The organism is Streptomyces sp. NPDC058239, from assembly GCF_042882185.1.
Classification (GTDB): domain Bacteria; phylum Actinomycetota; class Actinomycetes; order Streptomycetales; family Streptomycetaceae; genus Streptomyces.
Map to the genome: position 1 here is coordinate 19582 of NZ_JBHVWS010000065.1, position 14901 is coordinate 34482.

The window sequence follows — 14901 nt, forward strand, 5'->3', positions numbered from 1 at the left end:
CGCGGCAGGCTAGCAACCTGACTCGAATGTTTGCAATGGGTGCAACAAATTCCATTGCGAGATCGGACTGAAAATTTTCATGACCTCATTGCAAGTCTGAAGACGGCGTTGCTAGAGTCCCGGCCAGTCAGCTTCCGCAAAGGTGTGAGCAGGGGTGGGTCAGTGATGGAACTGCAACGTCGAAGAGTTCTGCAGATCGGTGGCGCGATCGCGGCCGGAGCCGGCCTCACCGGTCTCACCGCCTGCTCGGGCACGGGCGATACGGGCACTTCCGGGGCCACCGGCGACAAGCAGAAGGGGAAGATCACGGTCTGGTCCTGGCAGGGGCCGGCTGCCGAGATGAAGGCCCTCGTGCCGGAGTTCAACAAGAAGTACCCGGACATCGAGGTCACCGTCGAGGACATCGGCAACCCGGCGATCTGGGACAAGATCACCACCGCGATGGCGGCAGGCGGCCAAGGCCTCGCCGACGTTCTGCACATCGGCGTCGACTACCTCCCGGGGTACGTCGAGCAATTCCCGAACGGCCTCGCGGACCTGAGCAAGCTGGGCGCGGACACGTACAAGGACGCCTTCGCGCAAGGCATGTGGCAGACCGTCGCGCCAGGCGGCAAGCGGGTCAACGCCCTGCCCTGGGAGGCGAATTCCGCGGGCTTCTACTACCGGGCCGACATCTTCGAGAAGGCCGGGGTCGACGCCGACGCGCTACAGACCTGGGACGAGACCATCGAAGCCGGCAAGGAGATCAAGAAGAAGACCGGAACGTACCTGCTCGGCATCGACAAGCCCGCCTCACAGCCGGACGCCGCCAACTTCTTCCAGACACTGCTCCAGCTGCAGGGCGCCTTCTACTTCAACCTCGACGGAGAGATCACGCTCTACTCCCCCGAGGCCGTGAAGGCCATGACGCTCATCAAGACGATGAACGACGCCGGCCTCGTCAGCGACCTCGCGGGCGGCTGGAACGCCCTGATGAGCTCCATCAAGAAGGGCACCGCAGCCGTCCTTCCCTGGCCCACCTGGTTCGGCGGCATCATCGAGGGGCAGGTGCCCGAGGAGGCAGGGAAGTGGAAGGTCCGCCTCCCACCGGCCGTGCGCCGGGGCGGCTCCACCGCGGCCACCGTGAACTCCACCCATCTCGCGGTCGCGGGCAGCAGCAAGCACCAGGCCGCCGCCTGGACCTTCATCGAGTTCGTACTGACCCGTCCGGCCTCGCAGGTGAAGATCTACAAGGGCAAGGGCATCGCCCCGGCCCTGATGAAGGCCTACGACGACGCGGTGTTCCACGAGCCGTCGGCGTTCTTCAGCGGCCAGAAGAAGGGTGAGATCTTCCTGGAAGCGCTCAAGGCGCCCTCGCCCGCCTTCAACTACACCTCCGACTACGCCCGCGCGCTCAAGCTCGTCACCGACGCCCAGTCCAAGGTCCTCCTCAAGGGCGCCGACCCGGCGAAGGTCCTCAAGGAGGCCGCGGAGCAGCTCGCCAAGCAGACTGGACGCAAGGCCCGATGACCGCGACGCTCGTCGGCAAGAACGCGCCGCCCGTCCCCGCCGGGGGCGTGGCGCGGCGCCCGCGGCTTCGGCGAGGGCGGCACCTGGCTCCGTACCTCTTCGTCCTGCCCGCGCTGCTGCTCTTCGCCGTGTTCAAGCTCTACCCCATCGGCTGGTCCTTCGTCCTCAGCCTCCACAAGACGATCGACGGGGTCGACACCTTCGTCGGCGCCGACAACTACACCCGGCTGCTCGACGACCCGCTGTTCTGGACCGCCCTGAAGAACACCGCGGTGATCCTCGCCGTCCAGGTGCCGGTGATGCTGGCGCTCTCCACCGGACTCGCGGTCGCCCTGAACTCCACGCTGCTGCGCAGCCGGACTGTCTTCCGGCTCGGGTTCTTCATGCCGATGGTCACCGGCCTCGTGGCGTACGGAATCATCTTCTCGGTCCTCCTCAACAAGGACTACGGCCTGGTGAACTGGCTGCTCGGTCTGGCCGGCATGGACGCCGTCCCGTGGCTGACCGACCCCCTGTGGGCGAAGATCTCCCTCGGGCTCGCGCTGACCTGGCACTACACCGGTTACAACGCGGTGATCCTGCTCGCCAGGCTGCAAACCATTCCGGGTGAGCTGTACGACGCCGCGGCCGTGGACGGAGCGGGTGCCTGGAAGTCCTTCGTCCATGTCACGCTGCCGGGTCTGCGTCCCGCGATCCTGCTCACCACTGTGCTCTCCACGATCGGCACCCTGCAGATCTTCGACGAGCCGTACATCCTCACCGGCGGCGGTCCGGACAACGCAACCCTGACCATCGGTGTGTACCTGTACCAGAACGCCTTCAAGTTCTTCGACTTCGGCTACGCGTCGGCCATCGCCTACGCCCTGGCCGTACTGATCGGATTCCTCGGCGTCATCCAGTTCCGCGTCCTGGGAGACAAGTCGTGAACACGCGTCATCGCGGCAGGGGCATCCTGCTGACCTCGGGACTCGCGATCGTGCTCGCCGCCGTCGCCATCCCCTTCTACTGGCTGGTGGTCGCGTCCACGCACAGCTCCAAGGAGATCTTCGACAGCCCGCCGCCGATGCTGCCCGGCGGGCATCTCCTCGACAACCTGACCAGCCTGCAGGAGTCCGCGCAGTTCGGCCGGGTCGTCCTCAACTCGCTGCTGATCGCGGTCGTCTACACCGTCTGCGCGGGCGCGGTCTGCGCGCTCGCCGGATACGGCTTCGCCAAGTATCGCTTCCGCGGACGCGAGGGAGTGTTCGGGCTGCTCATGCTCGGGCTCGTGATCCCCGCCCAGGTCACCCTGGTTCCGCTGTTCAAGATGATGGCCGAGCTGCAGTGGCTCAACACCTACCAGGCCGTGATCATGCCCAATCTGGCACTGCCCTTCGGCATCTTCCTGATGCGCCAGTCGATGGCCTCGCTCCCGGACGAACTACTCGACGCGGGCCGGATGGACGGCTGCGGCGAACTGCGCCTGTTCTGGAAGGTCGTACTCCCGCCGATGAAGCCCGCGCTCGCCGCCCTGGCGATCTTCCTCTTCCTGTACCAGTGGAACGACTTCGTCTGGCCGCTGATCATCCTGCGCGACGGCGCCTCATTCACCATCCCGGTGGCCCTCGCTTCCCTGCAAGGCCTGGACGACACCGACTACGGCGCGATCCTCACCGGTACCTCGATCGCCGCGATCCCGATGGTCGTCGTCTTCCTGGCGCTGCAGCGCCACTTCGTTTCCGGCCTGCTCGCCGGCGCCGTGAAGGAGTGACCATGGAAAACCACGCTGTGGAGACCGACGAGGCCGTGACGACAGCAGGGCTCGCTCCCGCCCCCTATGAGCCGCTGCTCGAGGAGGTGTCGATCGCCCTCCTCGCTCATGCGCCCGGCGCCCAGGCTTCCTGGGTTCTCGGTGATCTCCCCGGCGGACTGCGGCTGCTGGAGGTACGGGCCGAAGGCGCCCCCGTCGAGGTCCGCCTCTCCGTGCCACTCGGCGATGCTGCCGGCTACTGGCACCCTCAGGGCGGCTGGCAGCGCACCCTCCTCGCCGACTGGGACGGGCGTGCCCGAGTCTCGCTGGTCGACGGACACGCCGCGGGCTGCCTCTACGACCACTCCGGCGCCACCATGCTGACCTTCGCGGCAGCCGACCCGGTCCCGGAGACAACCGTCCGCTTCGGCGTATCGGAGGAGAACGACACCCACGTCGTGCACCTCCTTCTCCCGGCGTCCGACGGTCCGCACCGGCTGCTGCTCGTTCCGCGTGCGCCGTCCGTGGCGACAGCCATGAGGTCCCTGCGCGGCTGGTTCACGCAGTCGCTCACCCCTATGAAAACGCCCGATTCGGCTCGCACGCCCGTCTACTCCACCTGGTACGCCTTCAACCAGAACGTCTCCGCACAAGCGGTCGAGACCCAGGCCGAGCTGGCCGCGGGCCTCGGCTGCGGGGTGCTGATCCTCGACGACGGCTGGCAGGAGCTGGGTCACGGACGGGGCTATGCGGGGTGCGGGGACTGGCGGCCCGACCAGGCCAAGTTCCCGGATTTCGCCGAGCACGTGGCACGCGTCCGGGCGTGCGGGCTGCGGTACATGGCGTGGATCGCACCGCTGCTGCTCGGCCCCGACGCCGCATGCCACGCCACATGGGCACCCTTCGCCCCGCGCGCCGGGGCGCCGGGCGCCCACGTCCTCGACCCGCGCAGGCCCGAGGTACGGCGCCATGTCGTCGACCTGTGCGTAGGCCTCGTACGCGAGTTCGGCCTCGACGGGCTGAAGGTCGACTTCCTCGACGAGGCCATGGTGTACGCGGGCGACGGTGCGGGGGACGTCGGCCGAGCCGTGATCACACTGCTGACGGAGTTGCGCGACGCGCTGGAGTCCGTAAGGCCTGACCTGCTGCTGGAGCTGCGCCAGCCCTATGTCGGTCCCGGCATGGCACCGTTCGGCAATATGCTCCGGTCCTTCGACTGCCCGGCGGACGCGGCCGCCAACCGGGTGCGCACCATCGACACCTCGCTGCTCGCGAGCGGTGGAGCCGTCCACTCGGACATGCTGCTGTGGTCCCCGGACGCACCCGTCGAGTCGGTGGCGCGGCAGCTGATCGGGGCCTTGCACTCGGTGCCGCAGATCTCCGTACGCCTCGACCGGATTCCCGGCGCGCACCGCGAGTCGGTCGCGTTCTGGCTTCGGCAGTGGCACCAGCACCGCGAACTGCTCCTGGACGGAGAGGTCGAGCCCGGCAGGCCCGATGAGTTGTACCCGCTGGTGAAGGCGGCCGCGGGCGACCGCTGTCTGCTGAGTGTGCACAGCGACCGGGTGGTCCCTCTGGACTTCACCGCCTACCGCCACTTCCACCTGGTCAACGGGGCGGCCCACGGACGTGTGATGGTTGAGGTGCGCGGTGCCGGGGGTTGGGTCCAGGGCGTGATCCACGGGCCTGACGGCCGTATCATTGAGGCCTGGCTGACGTTCATGCCGGAGGGAGCCCGATCACTGGTTGTCCCCCGCGGAGGTCTAGCATCACTCACGATCACGGAGAGACCGCGATGAAGGTCGGGATCACCGACGTCGCAGCCCGCGCGCGGGTCAGCGAGGCCACCGTCAGCCGGGTGATCAACCGGCGGCAGGGCGTGTCGAAGAAGACCAGGGACGCAGTCGAGCAGGCGATGGCCGAGCTCGGCTACGAGCGGCAGACACAGGGCCAACTGGTGGCGGTGATCACCGAGTTCGTGTCGAATCCGTTCTTCGCCGATGTCGCGGAACGCATCGAGTCGGCACTCGCGCCGCACGGTCTGAAGACGGTGCTGTGCCCCGCCTTCCCTGGAGGTGTGCAGGAGCGGGACTTCATCTCCGCGCTGGTGGACAAAGGCGTCGCGGCCGTCGTCTTCCTTTCCGCCTCGAACACGGTCGAGGGCGCGGACACGGAGACGTACGAGCTGCTGCGCCAGCGCCGCGTCCCGTACGTCGGGATCAACGGCGAGTTCGCGGACGGGGTGCCCGCACCGGTCTTCTCGACCGACGACGCGCTGGCCGCCGAGCTGGCGGTCGACCATCTCTACCGTCTGGGGCACCGGCGCATCGGGATGGCTTCGGGGCCGACGGGCAACCACCCCGCCGACCGGCGTGTACAGGGCTTTCTCGACGCCATGGCCAAGCGGGGCATCGAGGATGCCGAAGATCGGGTGATCCGGCAGTCGTACACGGTGGAGGGCGGACAGGCCGCGGCGGGCCTGCTGCTCGGTCTCGGCGCCACGGCGATCGTCGCGGCCAGCGACTACATGGCCCTGGGGGCGATCCGCGGCATTCGCCGCCAGGGCCGCTCCGTACCCGGTGACGTGTCGGTGGTCGGCTACGACGGTTCGGCCATCACCGAGTTCGTGGACCCTCCCCTGACCACGGTCCGGCAGCCGGCCGACCGGCTGGCGCTGGGGGTGGGCCGCAGCGTACTGGCACTTGTCAGCAACAGGGACGTGCCGACCGGCGAGTTGCTGTTCGACCCCGAGCTGGTCATCCGCTCCTCGAGCGGTCCGGCCCCCGAGTCGCCTTAGCTTGCTGAGATGGAATGGACAACGTTGGCGACCACACTTCTCGGTGCGACCATCGCCATGGGATCGACGGCCCCCGTGGAGGTGCGCAAAGACCGACGCGAGACGGCTGAAGAGTGGAGGCGCAGCAAGCGGGAGCTATACAGCGCCTGCCTGGCGACGCTTGCGCAGGTTCGCAGCGACCTACGGGTCATCGCCCTTGATCGCTCTCTCCCCGATGCTGAGCGCATCGTAGTGGCGCGACAGACGTTCGCCAGGTGCTACGAACTGCGCTATCAGCTTGAGGTCTTTGCACCCCGCGCAGTCGTCGAGCCGGCACGTACTTCCGGAGCGTGCGCAAGCTGAGAGACGCGACCGGCACAGGCATGGAGAACGGTGACGAGGAGTGCGAACGCATCTTCCCAGAGGTGATGAATTCCTTGGCGCACGTCCGAACCGCCATGCGTCCAGACATGGGCACCGACGCGCTGGCGACGGACTGATCAGGGCTTTTCGATCTTCGCAATCGGCACGGGCGGAACGTCACGCGAACGTGTAGCAAGAGGCGATCCCGAGCACGCGGCGCGCCCTCATGGCTCGCCGCCACAGAACAGCTGCCGTCAGGCAGCACGAGACCCCCGCCCACTGACAGGAGAACCGGGGTCCGACCGGCCGAACGCTACTCGCCGCCGGCCTTGCCTTCCAGATCAGAGCGACGCCCCTGGGCCCTTCCGACAACGGGACCATCGACACCACAGGCCTCACCGCACAGCCACTCGAAGTTCGATCGCAAAGGTCAAAGTTCGTTGTCACGGGGCAGCTGTCCTCTGCCACTGAACTTTGACGGATTGCCACTGAACCGTAGCGGGCCCGGGGCGGTTCGTTGAGGTTCCTAGTCGCCGCTTCCATCGTCGCGGTTCCCGTTGCCGGTGATTCGACTCCGGCGCCGGTTCTTCTGGGCATGACGCAGTAGGTGACTTGCAGTAAGCGTCATGGTCGCCACGACGCGGACCCAGCGGGGGCCGCCGCGCTCCGCCCACACCACACACGCGCATCCGCCGACAACGAGCGCCAAGACGCCGATCAGCACCAGAACAACCATGCTCCCCGCCCCTGCGTTCGTTCGTACGGTCCCAGTGATCCTTTCAGGCCGGACGGGAGCGCCTCAACGGGGGGCCGGCCGGTACGCCTACCTGGCCCGGCGTGCCCGCAATGCTGATCAGTGATCTGACCTGCGTACGCAACGTGCGAACCACAGGTGATGACGAGCGCTTCGACCTGGGTGGTCAAGGTTCAGTGGCACAAACCGTCGTTCGTCAAGGTTCAGTGGCAAATGGTCAAAGTTCAGTGGCAGAGAACAACAGGCCAGTGAGCAATGCTCAAGACCTGTGCATCGGCCTCGGGGTGGCGCGCGAAGGGCGTACCTTCCCAAGTGATCGATTGAAGGTCATCGAGTAGGCCGACGCTGCGAACGTCGGTCGGGAAGGCGCGCCTGTGCTCGGCACAGTCAACGCCGATGGCACTACCCCGAACGGCTCCCTGATCGACGAGATCGTCCGTGCCGGTACGCGACGGATGCATGCCGCGACGCTGGAGACCGAAGTCAACGCATACATGGCCGAGTTGGCGGACCAGAGGGACGAGTGGGGCCGGCGTCTGGTCGTACGCAACGGCTTCCACCAGCCAAGGAAGGTCACCACGGCGGCCGGGGCGGTCGAGGTGCAGGCCCCGCGCGTGAACGACAAGCGCGTTGACGAGGCGACCGGCGAGCGCAAGCGGTTCTCCTCGGCGATCCTGCCGCCCTGGTGCCGCAAGTCCCCGAAGATCAGCGAAGTGCTGCCGCTGCTCCACCTCCATGGCTTGTCCTCCGGTGACTTCGTTCCCGCACTCGAGCAGTCCCTGGGCTCCTCGGCGGGCCTCTCGCCCGCGACGGTGACCCGGCTGACTGCCCAGTGACAGTCTGACCACACTGCGTTCATGGACCGCGACCTGTCCGCTATATGGGCCGACGGCGTGCATCTGCGGATCCGCTTGGAGGAGGCGAAGGCCGCCGTTCTGGTGCTGATGGGTGTGCGCGCTGACGGCACGAAGGAACTGACCGCGATGGCAGACGGATACCGCGAATCATCCGAGGCGTGGGCCGGCATGCTGCGAGACTGCGCCCGCCGGGGCATGCGGGCCCCACACCTGGCCGCCGGAGACGGCGCACTCGGCTTTTGGAACGCCCTCAACGAGGTCTTCCCCAACACCCGCCACCAGCGGTGCTGGGTGCACAAGACCGCCAACGTCCTGGACACACTGCCGAAGTCGGCCCAGCCCGCCGCCAAGCGCGATCCAGGAGATCTGCAACGCCGAGGACAAAGAGCACGCGGCCAAGTCCGTCGCCACTTTCGCCAAGCAATACGGAGCGAAGTACCCCAAGGTCGTCAAGCGGATCATCGACGACGAGGACGAGCTGCTGGCGTTCTTCGACTACCCCGCCGAGCACTGGATCCACCTGCGGACCACGAACCCCATCGAGTCGACTTTCGCCACCGTTCGGCTGAGAACCAAGGTCGCCAAGGGCTCCGGCAGCCGAGCCGCCGTCGGGCGAGGCCCACAGCAGCCGTCCGTGCGGGTCGGCAAGGACCTGGATGTTCATGCCGTGCTTGCGGTGTTTGCCGCTGTAGAAGGGCCTGTCGACGGCGATCCGGTCGATCGGCAGCAGGGTGCCGTCCAGGATCACGTACGCCTTGGCTACGGCGGCGCGGACCGCCGTCGCCAGGTCCGGGGCCAGGGCTGCCGCGAGGGCCTGGACCGGCCGGGCCCCTCTGCACGGGAGTAGCCATGGGCGAGATCAGAGTGGACAGCCAGCACCTGGACCGGCCGCTGACGGACAGCACCAGCTCGTACGGCGCCCCGTACCAGAAGTCGTTTGCCGAGCTCGCCGCGACCCGCCGCGGCCAGTGACCGGCGGAGATCCTGCCGCTGCTGCGCGCTGCGGCCGACCACGCTCTACTCGGGTTCGCGCCCGCCGATCTGCGCGAGCAAGCCGAGGCCATCAGCGCGGGCCGCGCGTACGTTCTACGCGTGACTGTGAGCTGACCTGCGGCGATGCCAGTTCGCCATGTCACCCTGTACGGGCCCGGCGGCACCTCGCCCCGAAGCCGATGCTGTCGCCGGGCATCACCAAGCAGCAGTCACCCGAGCGGGGCGACGCGAAGAGAGACCTTGCCGTGGACACGTTCGAGGTGGTGCTGGCAACCCGGTTGCAGGGCTTGAGACACCAGGATCGCCCGAGGAGGACCCGTTTACGCAAGAGACCATGCATGCCAACGGTTCTGCCCGGGTGCGACATGCCGCCGCTGGCGTAATCGACTCGTTGGGGCGGTTGGCGGTGTCAGGCTGTACGGGTTGATCACTGTCGTGCGCGGAGCCCCGACTGTACGGGCGTGTGAGCGCTCTTCGCGCGGATTGCCGTTGAGTGCCCGGTTGAGTGCCCGATGGATCCGAGTGTGTCGGGGCCTGTGTCGGGTCGGGGCACTGCGAGCCGGAATACGTGGCCGGGGTGTTGAAGGCACCAGCGCCGAGGGGGCGGAAGAGGGCAATCACCGGCCCGTGGCCACCGAAGCCGAGCACCAGACCGCCTGGCGAGCACCTCGGGAAGACAGCCGCCCAGCGAGTCCCCCGAGGCAGCGGGACGAAGGGAACAAGCAGCGATGACCGAAGGCGGGCGGAAGCCGAGCAAGTTTGGGGTGGACCGGTCGGAGGGGTTTGGTGAGCGGTTGCTGGGTGTGCTGCTGGACCGGGCTCACGAGATGCCGCCGCAGTTGATCGCCCCGCTCGTCGCGGAAGAGGTGGCCAGGGTCGGTGGCCGGGACCTCTCGATCCTCTTGCAGGACTACGAACAATTGCTGCTGGTGCCGCTGCCGGGACGGCGGCTGACGGTCAGTGACCCCGAACCGGTCGAGGACTCCCCCGCCGGCGAGGCGTTCCTGAGCCGCAAGACGGTAGAGGTGCCGCAGGACGGCAGTGTGCGCATGTATCTGCCGCTGCTGGACGGCAGTGACCAGATCGGGGCGATGGCCGTCACCCTGGACAGCGTCGACGACGACGACCGGCGGTTGCTGCGCAGACTCGCCGGTCTGGTCGCAGACATGATCGTCACCAAGGACGCCTACACCGATCTGTTCTTCCAGGCCCGGCGCAGCGCCCCGATGAGCGTGGCCGCGGAGATCCAGTGGTCGTTGCTGCCCCCGCTGTCGATGACTGTTCCGCAGGTTGAGGTGGCCGGAATCCTGGAGCCCGCGTACGACGTGGCCGGCGATAGTTTCGACTACGCCCTCAACGGCGACATCCTTCATGTGGCCATGCTCGACGCGATGGGCCACGGCCTGGACGCGGCGACCATGGCGACGGTGGCCATTGGTGCCTATCGCCACACGCGACGGGCCAACACCGGTCTGTCCCAGGTGTATGCGTTCATGGACAAAGCCATCAACGAGCAATTCGGACCCGACCACTTCGTCACCGCGCAGATGATGTGTCTGAACATCGCCACGGGCCGGATGCAATGGGTCAACGCCGGCCACCCGGCACCGCTGCTGATCCGTGACCGCGCCGTGGTGGACCGGCTGGAGAGCCCGACCACCTTGCCGGTCGGCTTCGGCGGTGAGCAGCCGGAAGTCAGCGAGCGGATGCTGCAACCCGGGGACCGGTTGCTGTGTTTCACCGACGGCCTGATCGAGGAGCACCAAGCCGGCGGGGAACAGTTCGGTGAGGAGCAACTCATTGAGTGGACCAACCGCGTCATCCGTGACCACACCGCGGTGCGGGCGGTGGTGCGAGCACTCTCCCACACCCTGAAACAAGAGCGAGGCGGCATCACCAGCGACGACGCCACGATCTTCCTCATCGAGTGGCGGGGCGGCGACGCCGATCATCTCGCCACCCTCGATTGAGCCGACCAACACCCGTCCCCACGGAGCCGACGGCGCCGAAGCCCCCACGGCCGATCCGCCGTTCGCCAAGCCGCCCTCGGCCCAGAGGACAAAGGCAGCCGTCGCCACAGGATCCGGTGAACCTCCCGGCGCCACTCTCCCTCGTCTGCACTGTGGACCCATCCCAGGCAGACATTCGTCACTCAGCGCGCATACTCCACATTGAGCCAGAGCCCGAGCTTGGACAGCACCTTGACGACTCCGTCGTCCGGCGGCGAGTGCTGATCTCACCGTTCCGGTGTCTCACAGACAGCCTCATCGGACAAGGTGATGAACGTGTTCAGGGGTTCGAGCAGTTCTCGGCGAAGATCCCAGAACGCTACTGATGGAGTCTCGTCATCCTGGCCTGCCTTCCTGGCCTCATGCCACACGACCAAGGCGCGATAGGTGGTCCCGGTCTTACTGTGCAGTTCGCGTCCCACCTCCTGAAGCTCAGGCATCCCCCGGACGCCGACCATTCCAACGAGCCTCGCAAGGGCGTCCAGGTCCTGCTGCAATCGATCGAACCGATCTACCTCTACTGCTCCAGCGGGATTTCGTGTCCTGGGCTGGGGGTGTTCGTTGTACGGGGTATAGCGGGGACTGTTGAAGTGGACGTGTGGGCGGCTGAGTTGGAGTCGTTGCTGGGGCGGGTTGGGGGTCTGTTCGGCCGGGTGGATCTGCGGTGGCGGACGCGGGACTACGTCCGTGGTCTGCTGGGTCCGGTGACGCGGAAGAACGGCTGGCAGCTGGCCGAATACGCTGGCCATCGCACTCCCGAAGGGGTCCAGCACCTTCTGAACGGGGCCCGCTGGAATGCTGAGGCCCTGCGCGACGAGGTGCGCAACTACATGGTCGAGCACCTCGGACCGGGAGGTGTGCTGATCACCGATGACACGGGGTTCGTCAAGAAGGGCACCACTTCGGCAGGGGTCGGCCGGCAGTACACCGGGACGTCGGGGCAGATCGACAATTGCCAGATCGGGGGTGCGACGCGAGGTCGCACCGCCAAGCCGGCAGTTCTCGAACGCGTCGGCAACGGCTTCGGCAGCGCTTCGTATCCGGCGAGGCAGAGCCTGAGGCGGCACTGGTCTTCGGCTTCGACGAACACATGCTGCCCCCTTGCAGGAGGCGAGACGGTGCGCGACATCGACCAGCCGACGGCAGTCTTCAGGCGTGTACTCCGGGAAACGTGCCCAGCCTTGGTCGGCGATCTTGTTGCCGAGTTCACTGAACAACACAGCCCGGAGGCGCTGCTCTTCCTCGCCGGTCAGCAGTGTGGCAGCGCCCTCCGCAGGCCGCAATCGGACGTTGTAAAGGTCTCGTATCACTGTGCGGCTCGCAGTCCGGCTCAAGGTCCGCTTCACGAGAGCTTACCGACAGCGCTGACGCGCTGTGTCTCACGACCTTGTCGCATCCGCGGGAAACCGCCAGTCTGAATGAGACGAGCCTGCCACCGACTTGGGTACCCAGTCGAAGCACATGTGGCAGGTGGCAGTTCGCTGGCCTGCGAAGGTGCCAGGCGACGTGGCTCTTGCGGAACCTAGGGAAACCCCCCTGCCGAGACGGGTGTTGGTCCCAATGCGCCGAGTGTGCCGGGAACGACAGAGTCCAGCCATGAACATTTCTCGGCTCCGTAGAAGCACAGTCAAGTCCGGTGTGCTCACCTTGGTGTGCGTCGTAGCCGCACTGGCGGCGACAGGGTGCGGCGCCCCTCAGAGCTCCTCCCCGTCTGCAGCCCTGGCCGATCAGCAGCAGCCCTCAGCACGCGGTGCGGTGGTCTCGTCGACCCCTGTGGTGGACCTGAACGCCAAGGAGGTCGCTGACCGCCTGGCGAAGACGGGTATCGATACGGCACAGATCCGCTACGGCGTACGGGCCCATCGGATCGTGTATCGCACCGTCGACATCACAGGCAGACCCACTACGGCCAGCGAGCTGGTCGCGATGCCGAAGAACGACGAACGCGACCTTCAGGTCGTGTCCTGGCTGCACGGCACCGAGGTGTACCGAGGCGAGGTGGCCTCGGTGAACGACGAGTCCACCGACCGGGCCACGGCGTTGCTGTTCGCCTCGACCGGCCGCGCGGTGTCCGCCCCGGACTACCTCGGCCTGGGCAAGGGCCCCGGATTCCATCCGTACGGGAACCCGGAGGCAACCGTCAGCGCCTCGGTGGATGCATTACGGGCAGCTCGTGCGTTCGCCCGCCGGGACGGCCACGACCTGGACCAGCGCGTCCTCATCAGCGGGTTCTCCCAGGGCGGACCCGCCACGATGATGGTCGGGCGAGCCCTGCAACAGAACATCGATCCGTACTTCCGCCCGGGCGCTCTCGCCCCGATTGCCGGCCCGTTCAATCTGAGTCGTTTCGAGGCTGCCGCGGCGGACGACAAGGTCGCCCGGTCATCGCTCTACCTCGCCTATTTCGCGACCGCGTGGCACCGGATGTACGGCCTGTACGACACGCCGGGCCAGGCGTTCCGCGCCCCGTACGACAAGACGGTGGAGTCACTGTTCGACGGCAACCACGAGGCGTCGGAGATTGCGGCCGCGCTGCCGACGACCTCGAAGGAACTGTTCACCGACGAGTTCCTCCAGAAGGTGCGCAACCCCACGGGAGAGCTGCGACAGAAACTGAAGGCCCTGGACACCACCTGCGCCTGGCGGCCCGAAGTCGCGGTACACCTCTTTCACGCCAGGGGTGACAAGGACGTCGCCTTTGCGAACTCCCTGCATTGCCAACGCCAGCTGACCGCCAACAGCGCCGACCAACAGCTCACTGACATCGGCGATTTCGACCACTCCACGACGGTCCTCAAGGCCTTGCCCCAGGTGGTGCGCCAGTTCGATGCCGCCCGCTGAGTGCCCACAAACGGCCACGCCGCTGCTGGGCCGGCATCGGCTCCACCGGAGGGCGCAGCACCTGTCAGCCAGGGAAGGGGGTGGGCTTCGGGCCTGGCACCACCGTCGGCCCCCTCCGGCCGGGTATCGCCGAGCCCGAACCCTCTGGGGTGGCGCGGGCCCCGGTGTGAGGGGCAGCAGCCCAGGTCGTCCTGTCACAGACCGCGGGCTGCACCTTCCCTGTCCACGAGCCCGGTGGCACCCCCCGCGACCTGCAAAGAGCAGCACGACTACGGCTGTCACCCGTCCGGGCGGTCGCGGGGCTGCCGACGAACCGGGCCGCCGCGCCGCCTCGTCATCGCGGGCATGCGTATCGACGAGCAGCACATCACCGACCCGGGCCTCGTGGTCCTGGACGTCACCGCCGCCGACGAAGACACCATCCGTGCGGTGATGGACAGCTTGCAGCAGTGGTGGGCCAACTCCGGGATCACTCCGATGTGGCGGGCTCCAGGAGAGGCGGGCGTGAGGGCGCGGGTGTACGCGGACATCCGAACGCCGTGCCACCACGAAGTATAAAGATGCCCACGACATAGTTGAGGCCGCGGGCCTGCAGGCCGAGACGGAACGCCGCCGCATCGCCGTATCCGGCGTCGGCGATGGCCAGCGGCACCTCGATTCCCCACGAGCGGGTCTCATCAAGCATGTCGAGTGCGAACTGCCACTTCTCCACATGCCCGATACCGTCGGGGATCTGGCACGCGGTGCGGCGGGCGACCTTGTCCGGGTCGGCCTTCGCAGACCCGGGCGCCCAAGTCTCGGGCAGGAACAGCCGCCCGTCGACCGCCGCAAAGGCGTGCTCCGAGGCCAGGTGCTCGGTGTCTCACCGGGGACGCTCTACAACCACATTCCGAACCTTCGGGAGCTGCGCGCCGACGCCCTCCCCCGCCAGCTCGATGCGCCCTCGAAGTAGGCGCACCCCAGCAAGATCAATCTGACTGGGATTTCCTGTACCTCAACTACTCATACCCGTGGAGGACCGCGAGCCATGGTGCCCTCCAGCGGAAAAGCCCCCGCTGTTAACGGAAGCT

General features: G+C 67.1%; 15 protein-coding genes and 2 pseudogenes. 14 read left to right on the forward strand and 3 right to left on the reverse strand.

The genetic code is table 11. The features are described from left to right. The first annotated feature begins 165 nt into the window (after positions 1-165). From ACFVYE_RS40735 to ACFVYE_RS40760, 6 genes are all read left to right on the forward strand, one after another. Positions 166-1509: an ABC transporter substrate-binding protein gene (locus ACFVYE_RS40735; RefSeq protein WP_383967968.1), complete on the forward strand. Its 1344-nt coding sequence runs from the start codon at positions 166-168 to the stop codon at positions 1507-1509. Then, a complete protein-coding gene (locus tag ACFVYE_RS40740) occupies positions 1506-2435 on the forward strand; it encodes a carbohydrate ABC transporter permease (RefSeq protein ID WP_383967965.1) in 930 nt (309 codons plus the stop codon). Before ACFVYE_RS40735 ends, ACFVYE_RS40740 begins: the two co-directional genes overlap by 4 nt. After that, the gene (locus ACFVYE_RS40745; protein WP_383967962.1) at positions 2432-3259 is read left to right on the forward strand and encodes a carbohydrate ABC transporter permease; all 828 of its coding nucleotides are present in this window, start codon (positions 2432-2434) and stop codon (positions 3257-3259) included. The genes ACFVYE_RS40740 and ACFVYE_RS40745 overlap by 4 nt, the downstream gene beginning before the upstream one ends. A gap of 2 nt (positions 3260-3261) precedes the next feature. Then, positions 3262-5037, forward strand: coding sequence for a glycoside hydrolase family 36 protein (locus tag ACFVYE_RS40750; protein ID WP_389608639.1), 1776 nt, complete (start codon positions 3262-3264; stop codon positions 5035-5037). Beyond that, positions 5034-6035 carry a LacI family DNA-binding transcriptional regulator gene (locus ACFVYE_RS40755; RefSeq protein ID WP_383967957.1) on the forward strand — a complete coding sequence of 334 codons (1002 nt, stop codon included), beginning with the start codon at positions 5034-5036 and terminating at the stop codon, positions 6033-6035. Before ACFVYE_RS40750 ends, ACFVYE_RS40755 begins: the two co-directional genes overlap by 4 nt. A 329-nt stretch (positions 6036-6364) precedes the next feature. After that, the gene (locus tag ACFVYE_RS40760) at positions 6365-6514 is read left to right on the forward strand and encodes a hypothetical protein (protein ID WP_383967954.1); all 150 of its coding nucleotides are present in this window, start codon (positions 6365-6367) and stop codon (positions 6512-6514) included. A gap of 389 nt (positions 6515-6903) precedes the next feature. Here the strand turns inward: ACFVYE_RS40760 and ACFVYE_RS40765 are convergent, their stop codons facing one another. Continuing rightward, positions 6904-7113: a hypothetical protein gene (locus ACFVYE_RS40765; protein WP_383967951.1), complete on the reverse strand. Its 210-nt coding sequence runs from the start codon at positions 7111-7113 to the stop codon at positions 6904-6906. A 101-nt stretch (positions 7114-7214) separates the two neighbouring features. Between ACFVYE_RS40765 and ACFVYE_RS40770 the strand changes: the two genes are divergently transcribed. Together ACFVYE_RS40770 and ACFVYE_RS40775 are read left to right on the forward strand one after the other, a co-directional pair. Then, entirely contained in the window at positions 7215-7469 is a 255-nt protein-coding gene (locus ACFVYE_RS40770) for a hypothetical protein (RefSeq protein WP_389608640.1), read from the forward strand. A gap of 36 nt (positions 7470-7505) precedes the next feature. Next, a pseudogene (locus ACFVYE_RS40775) lies at positions 7506-8595 on the forward strand (IS256 family transposase); the annotation flags it as partial. On the opposite strand, the pseudogene ACFVYE_RS40780 reads toward ACFVYE_RS40775, so the two are convergent. Further along, positions 8563-8799, reverse strand: a pseudogene (locus tag ACFVYE_RS40780) (transposase family protein); the annotation flags it as partial. The pseudogenes ACFVYE_RS40775 and ACFVYE_RS40780 overlap by 33 nt on opposite strands. Before the next feature lie 38 nt (positions 8800-8837). Here ACFVYE_RS40780 and ACFVYE_RS40785 point away from each other — a divergent pair. The 5 genes from ACFVYE_RS40785 to ACFVYE_RS40805 all read left to right on the forward strand — a co-directional run bounded on the left by ACFVYE_RS40785 (position 8838) and on the right by ACFVYE_RS40805 (position 14389). Next, positions 8838-8960, forward strand: coding sequence for a hypothetical protein (locus ACFVYE_RS40785; protein ID WP_383967946.1), 123 nt, complete (start codon positions 8838-8840; stop codon positions 8958-8960). A 749-nt stretch (positions 8961-9709) separates the two neighbouring features. Beyond that, entirely contained in the window at positions 9710-10951 is a 1242-nt protein-coding gene (locus tag ACFVYE_RS40790) for a PP2C family protein-serine/threonine phosphatase (protein ID WP_389608641.1), read from the forward strand. A 443-nt stretch (positions 10952-11394) separates the two neighbouring features. Beyond that, positions 11395-12408 (forward strand): transposase, encoded by a 1014-nt coding sequence (locus ACFVYE_RS40795; RefSeq protein ID WP_389608642.1) that lies wholly within the window; start codon positions 11395-11397, stop codon positions 12406-12408. A gap of 178 nt (positions 12409-12586) precedes the next feature. Continuing rightward, complete coding sequence (locus ACFVYE_RS40800) at positions 12587-13831, forward strand: hypothetical protein (RefSeq protein ID WP_389608643.1); 1245 nt, start codon at positions 12587-12589, stop codon at positions 13829-13831. A 345-nt stretch (positions 13832-14176) separates the two neighbouring features. Further along, a complete protein-coding gene (locus ACFVYE_RS40805) occupies positions 14177-14389 on the forward strand; it encodes a DUF6207 family protein (RefSeq protein WP_383967931.1) in 213 nt (70 codons plus the stop codon). Here ACFVYE_RS40805 and ACFVYE_RS40810 read toward each other — a convergent pair. After that, the gene (locus ACFVYE_RS40810; RefSeq protein ID WP_389608646.1) at positions 14301-14642 is read right to left on the reverse strand and encodes a transposase; all 342 of its coding nucleotides are present in this window, start codon (positions 14640-14642) and stop codon (positions 14301-14303) included. The two genes, ACFVYE_RS40805 and ACFVYE_RS40810, sit on opposite strands and share 89 nt — an antisense overlap. Here ACFVYE_RS40810 and ACFVYE_RS40815 point away from each other — a divergent pair. Continuing rightward, entirely contained in the window at positions 14544-14783 is a 240-nt protein-coding gene (locus ACFVYE_RS40815) for a hypothetical protein (RefSeq protein WP_383967928.1), read from the forward strand. The two genes, ACFVYE_RS40810 and ACFVYE_RS40815, sit on opposite strands and share 99 nt — an antisense overlap. Positions 14784-14901: the final 118 nt, after the last annotated feature.

Bases quoted from the DNA above. Each gene is read 5' to 3' on its own strand.
- ACFVYE_RS40735 (WP_383967968.1), top strand. From the start codon at position 166: ATGGAACTGCAACGTCGAAGAGTTCTGCAGATCGGTGGCGCGATCGCG.
- ACFVYE_RS40740 (WP_383967965.1), top strand. From the start codon at position 1,506: ATGACCGCGACGCTCGTCGGCAAGAACGCGCCGCCCGTCCCCGCCGGG.
- ACFVYE_RS40750 (WP_389608639.1), top strand. From the start codon at position 3,262: ATGGAAAACCACGCTGTGGAGACCGACGAGGCCGTGACGACAGCAGGG.
- ACFVYE_RS40755 (WP_383967957.1), top strand. From the start codon at position 5,034: ATGAAGGTCGGGATCACCGACGTCGCAGCCCGCGCGCGGGTCAGCGAG.
- ACFVYE_RS40765 (WP_383967951.1), bottom strand. From the start codon at position 7,113: ATGGTTGTTCTGGTGCTGATCGGCGTCTTGGCGCTCGTTGTCGGCGGA.
- ACFVYE_RS40785 (WP_383967946.1), top strand. From the start codon at position 8,838: ATGGGCGAGATCAGAGTGGACAGCCAGCACCTGGACCGGCCGCTGACG.
- ACFVYE_RS40790 (WP_389608641.1), top strand. From the start codon at position 9,710: ATGACCGAAGGCGGGCGGAAGCCGAGCAAGTTTGGGGTGGACCGGTCG.
- ACFVYE_RS40800 (WP_389608643.1), top strand. From the start codon at position 12,587: ATGAACATTTCTCGGCTCCGTAGAAGCACAGTCAAGTCCGGTGTGCTC.
- ACFVYE_RS40805 (WP_383967931.1), top strand. From the start codon at position 14,177: ATGCGTATCGACGAGCAGCACATCACCGACCCGGGCCTCGTGGTCCTG.
- ACFVYE_RS40815 (WP_383967928.1), top strand. From the start codon at position 14,544: ATGCCCGATACCGTCGGGGATCTGGCACGCGGTGCGGCGGGCGACCTT.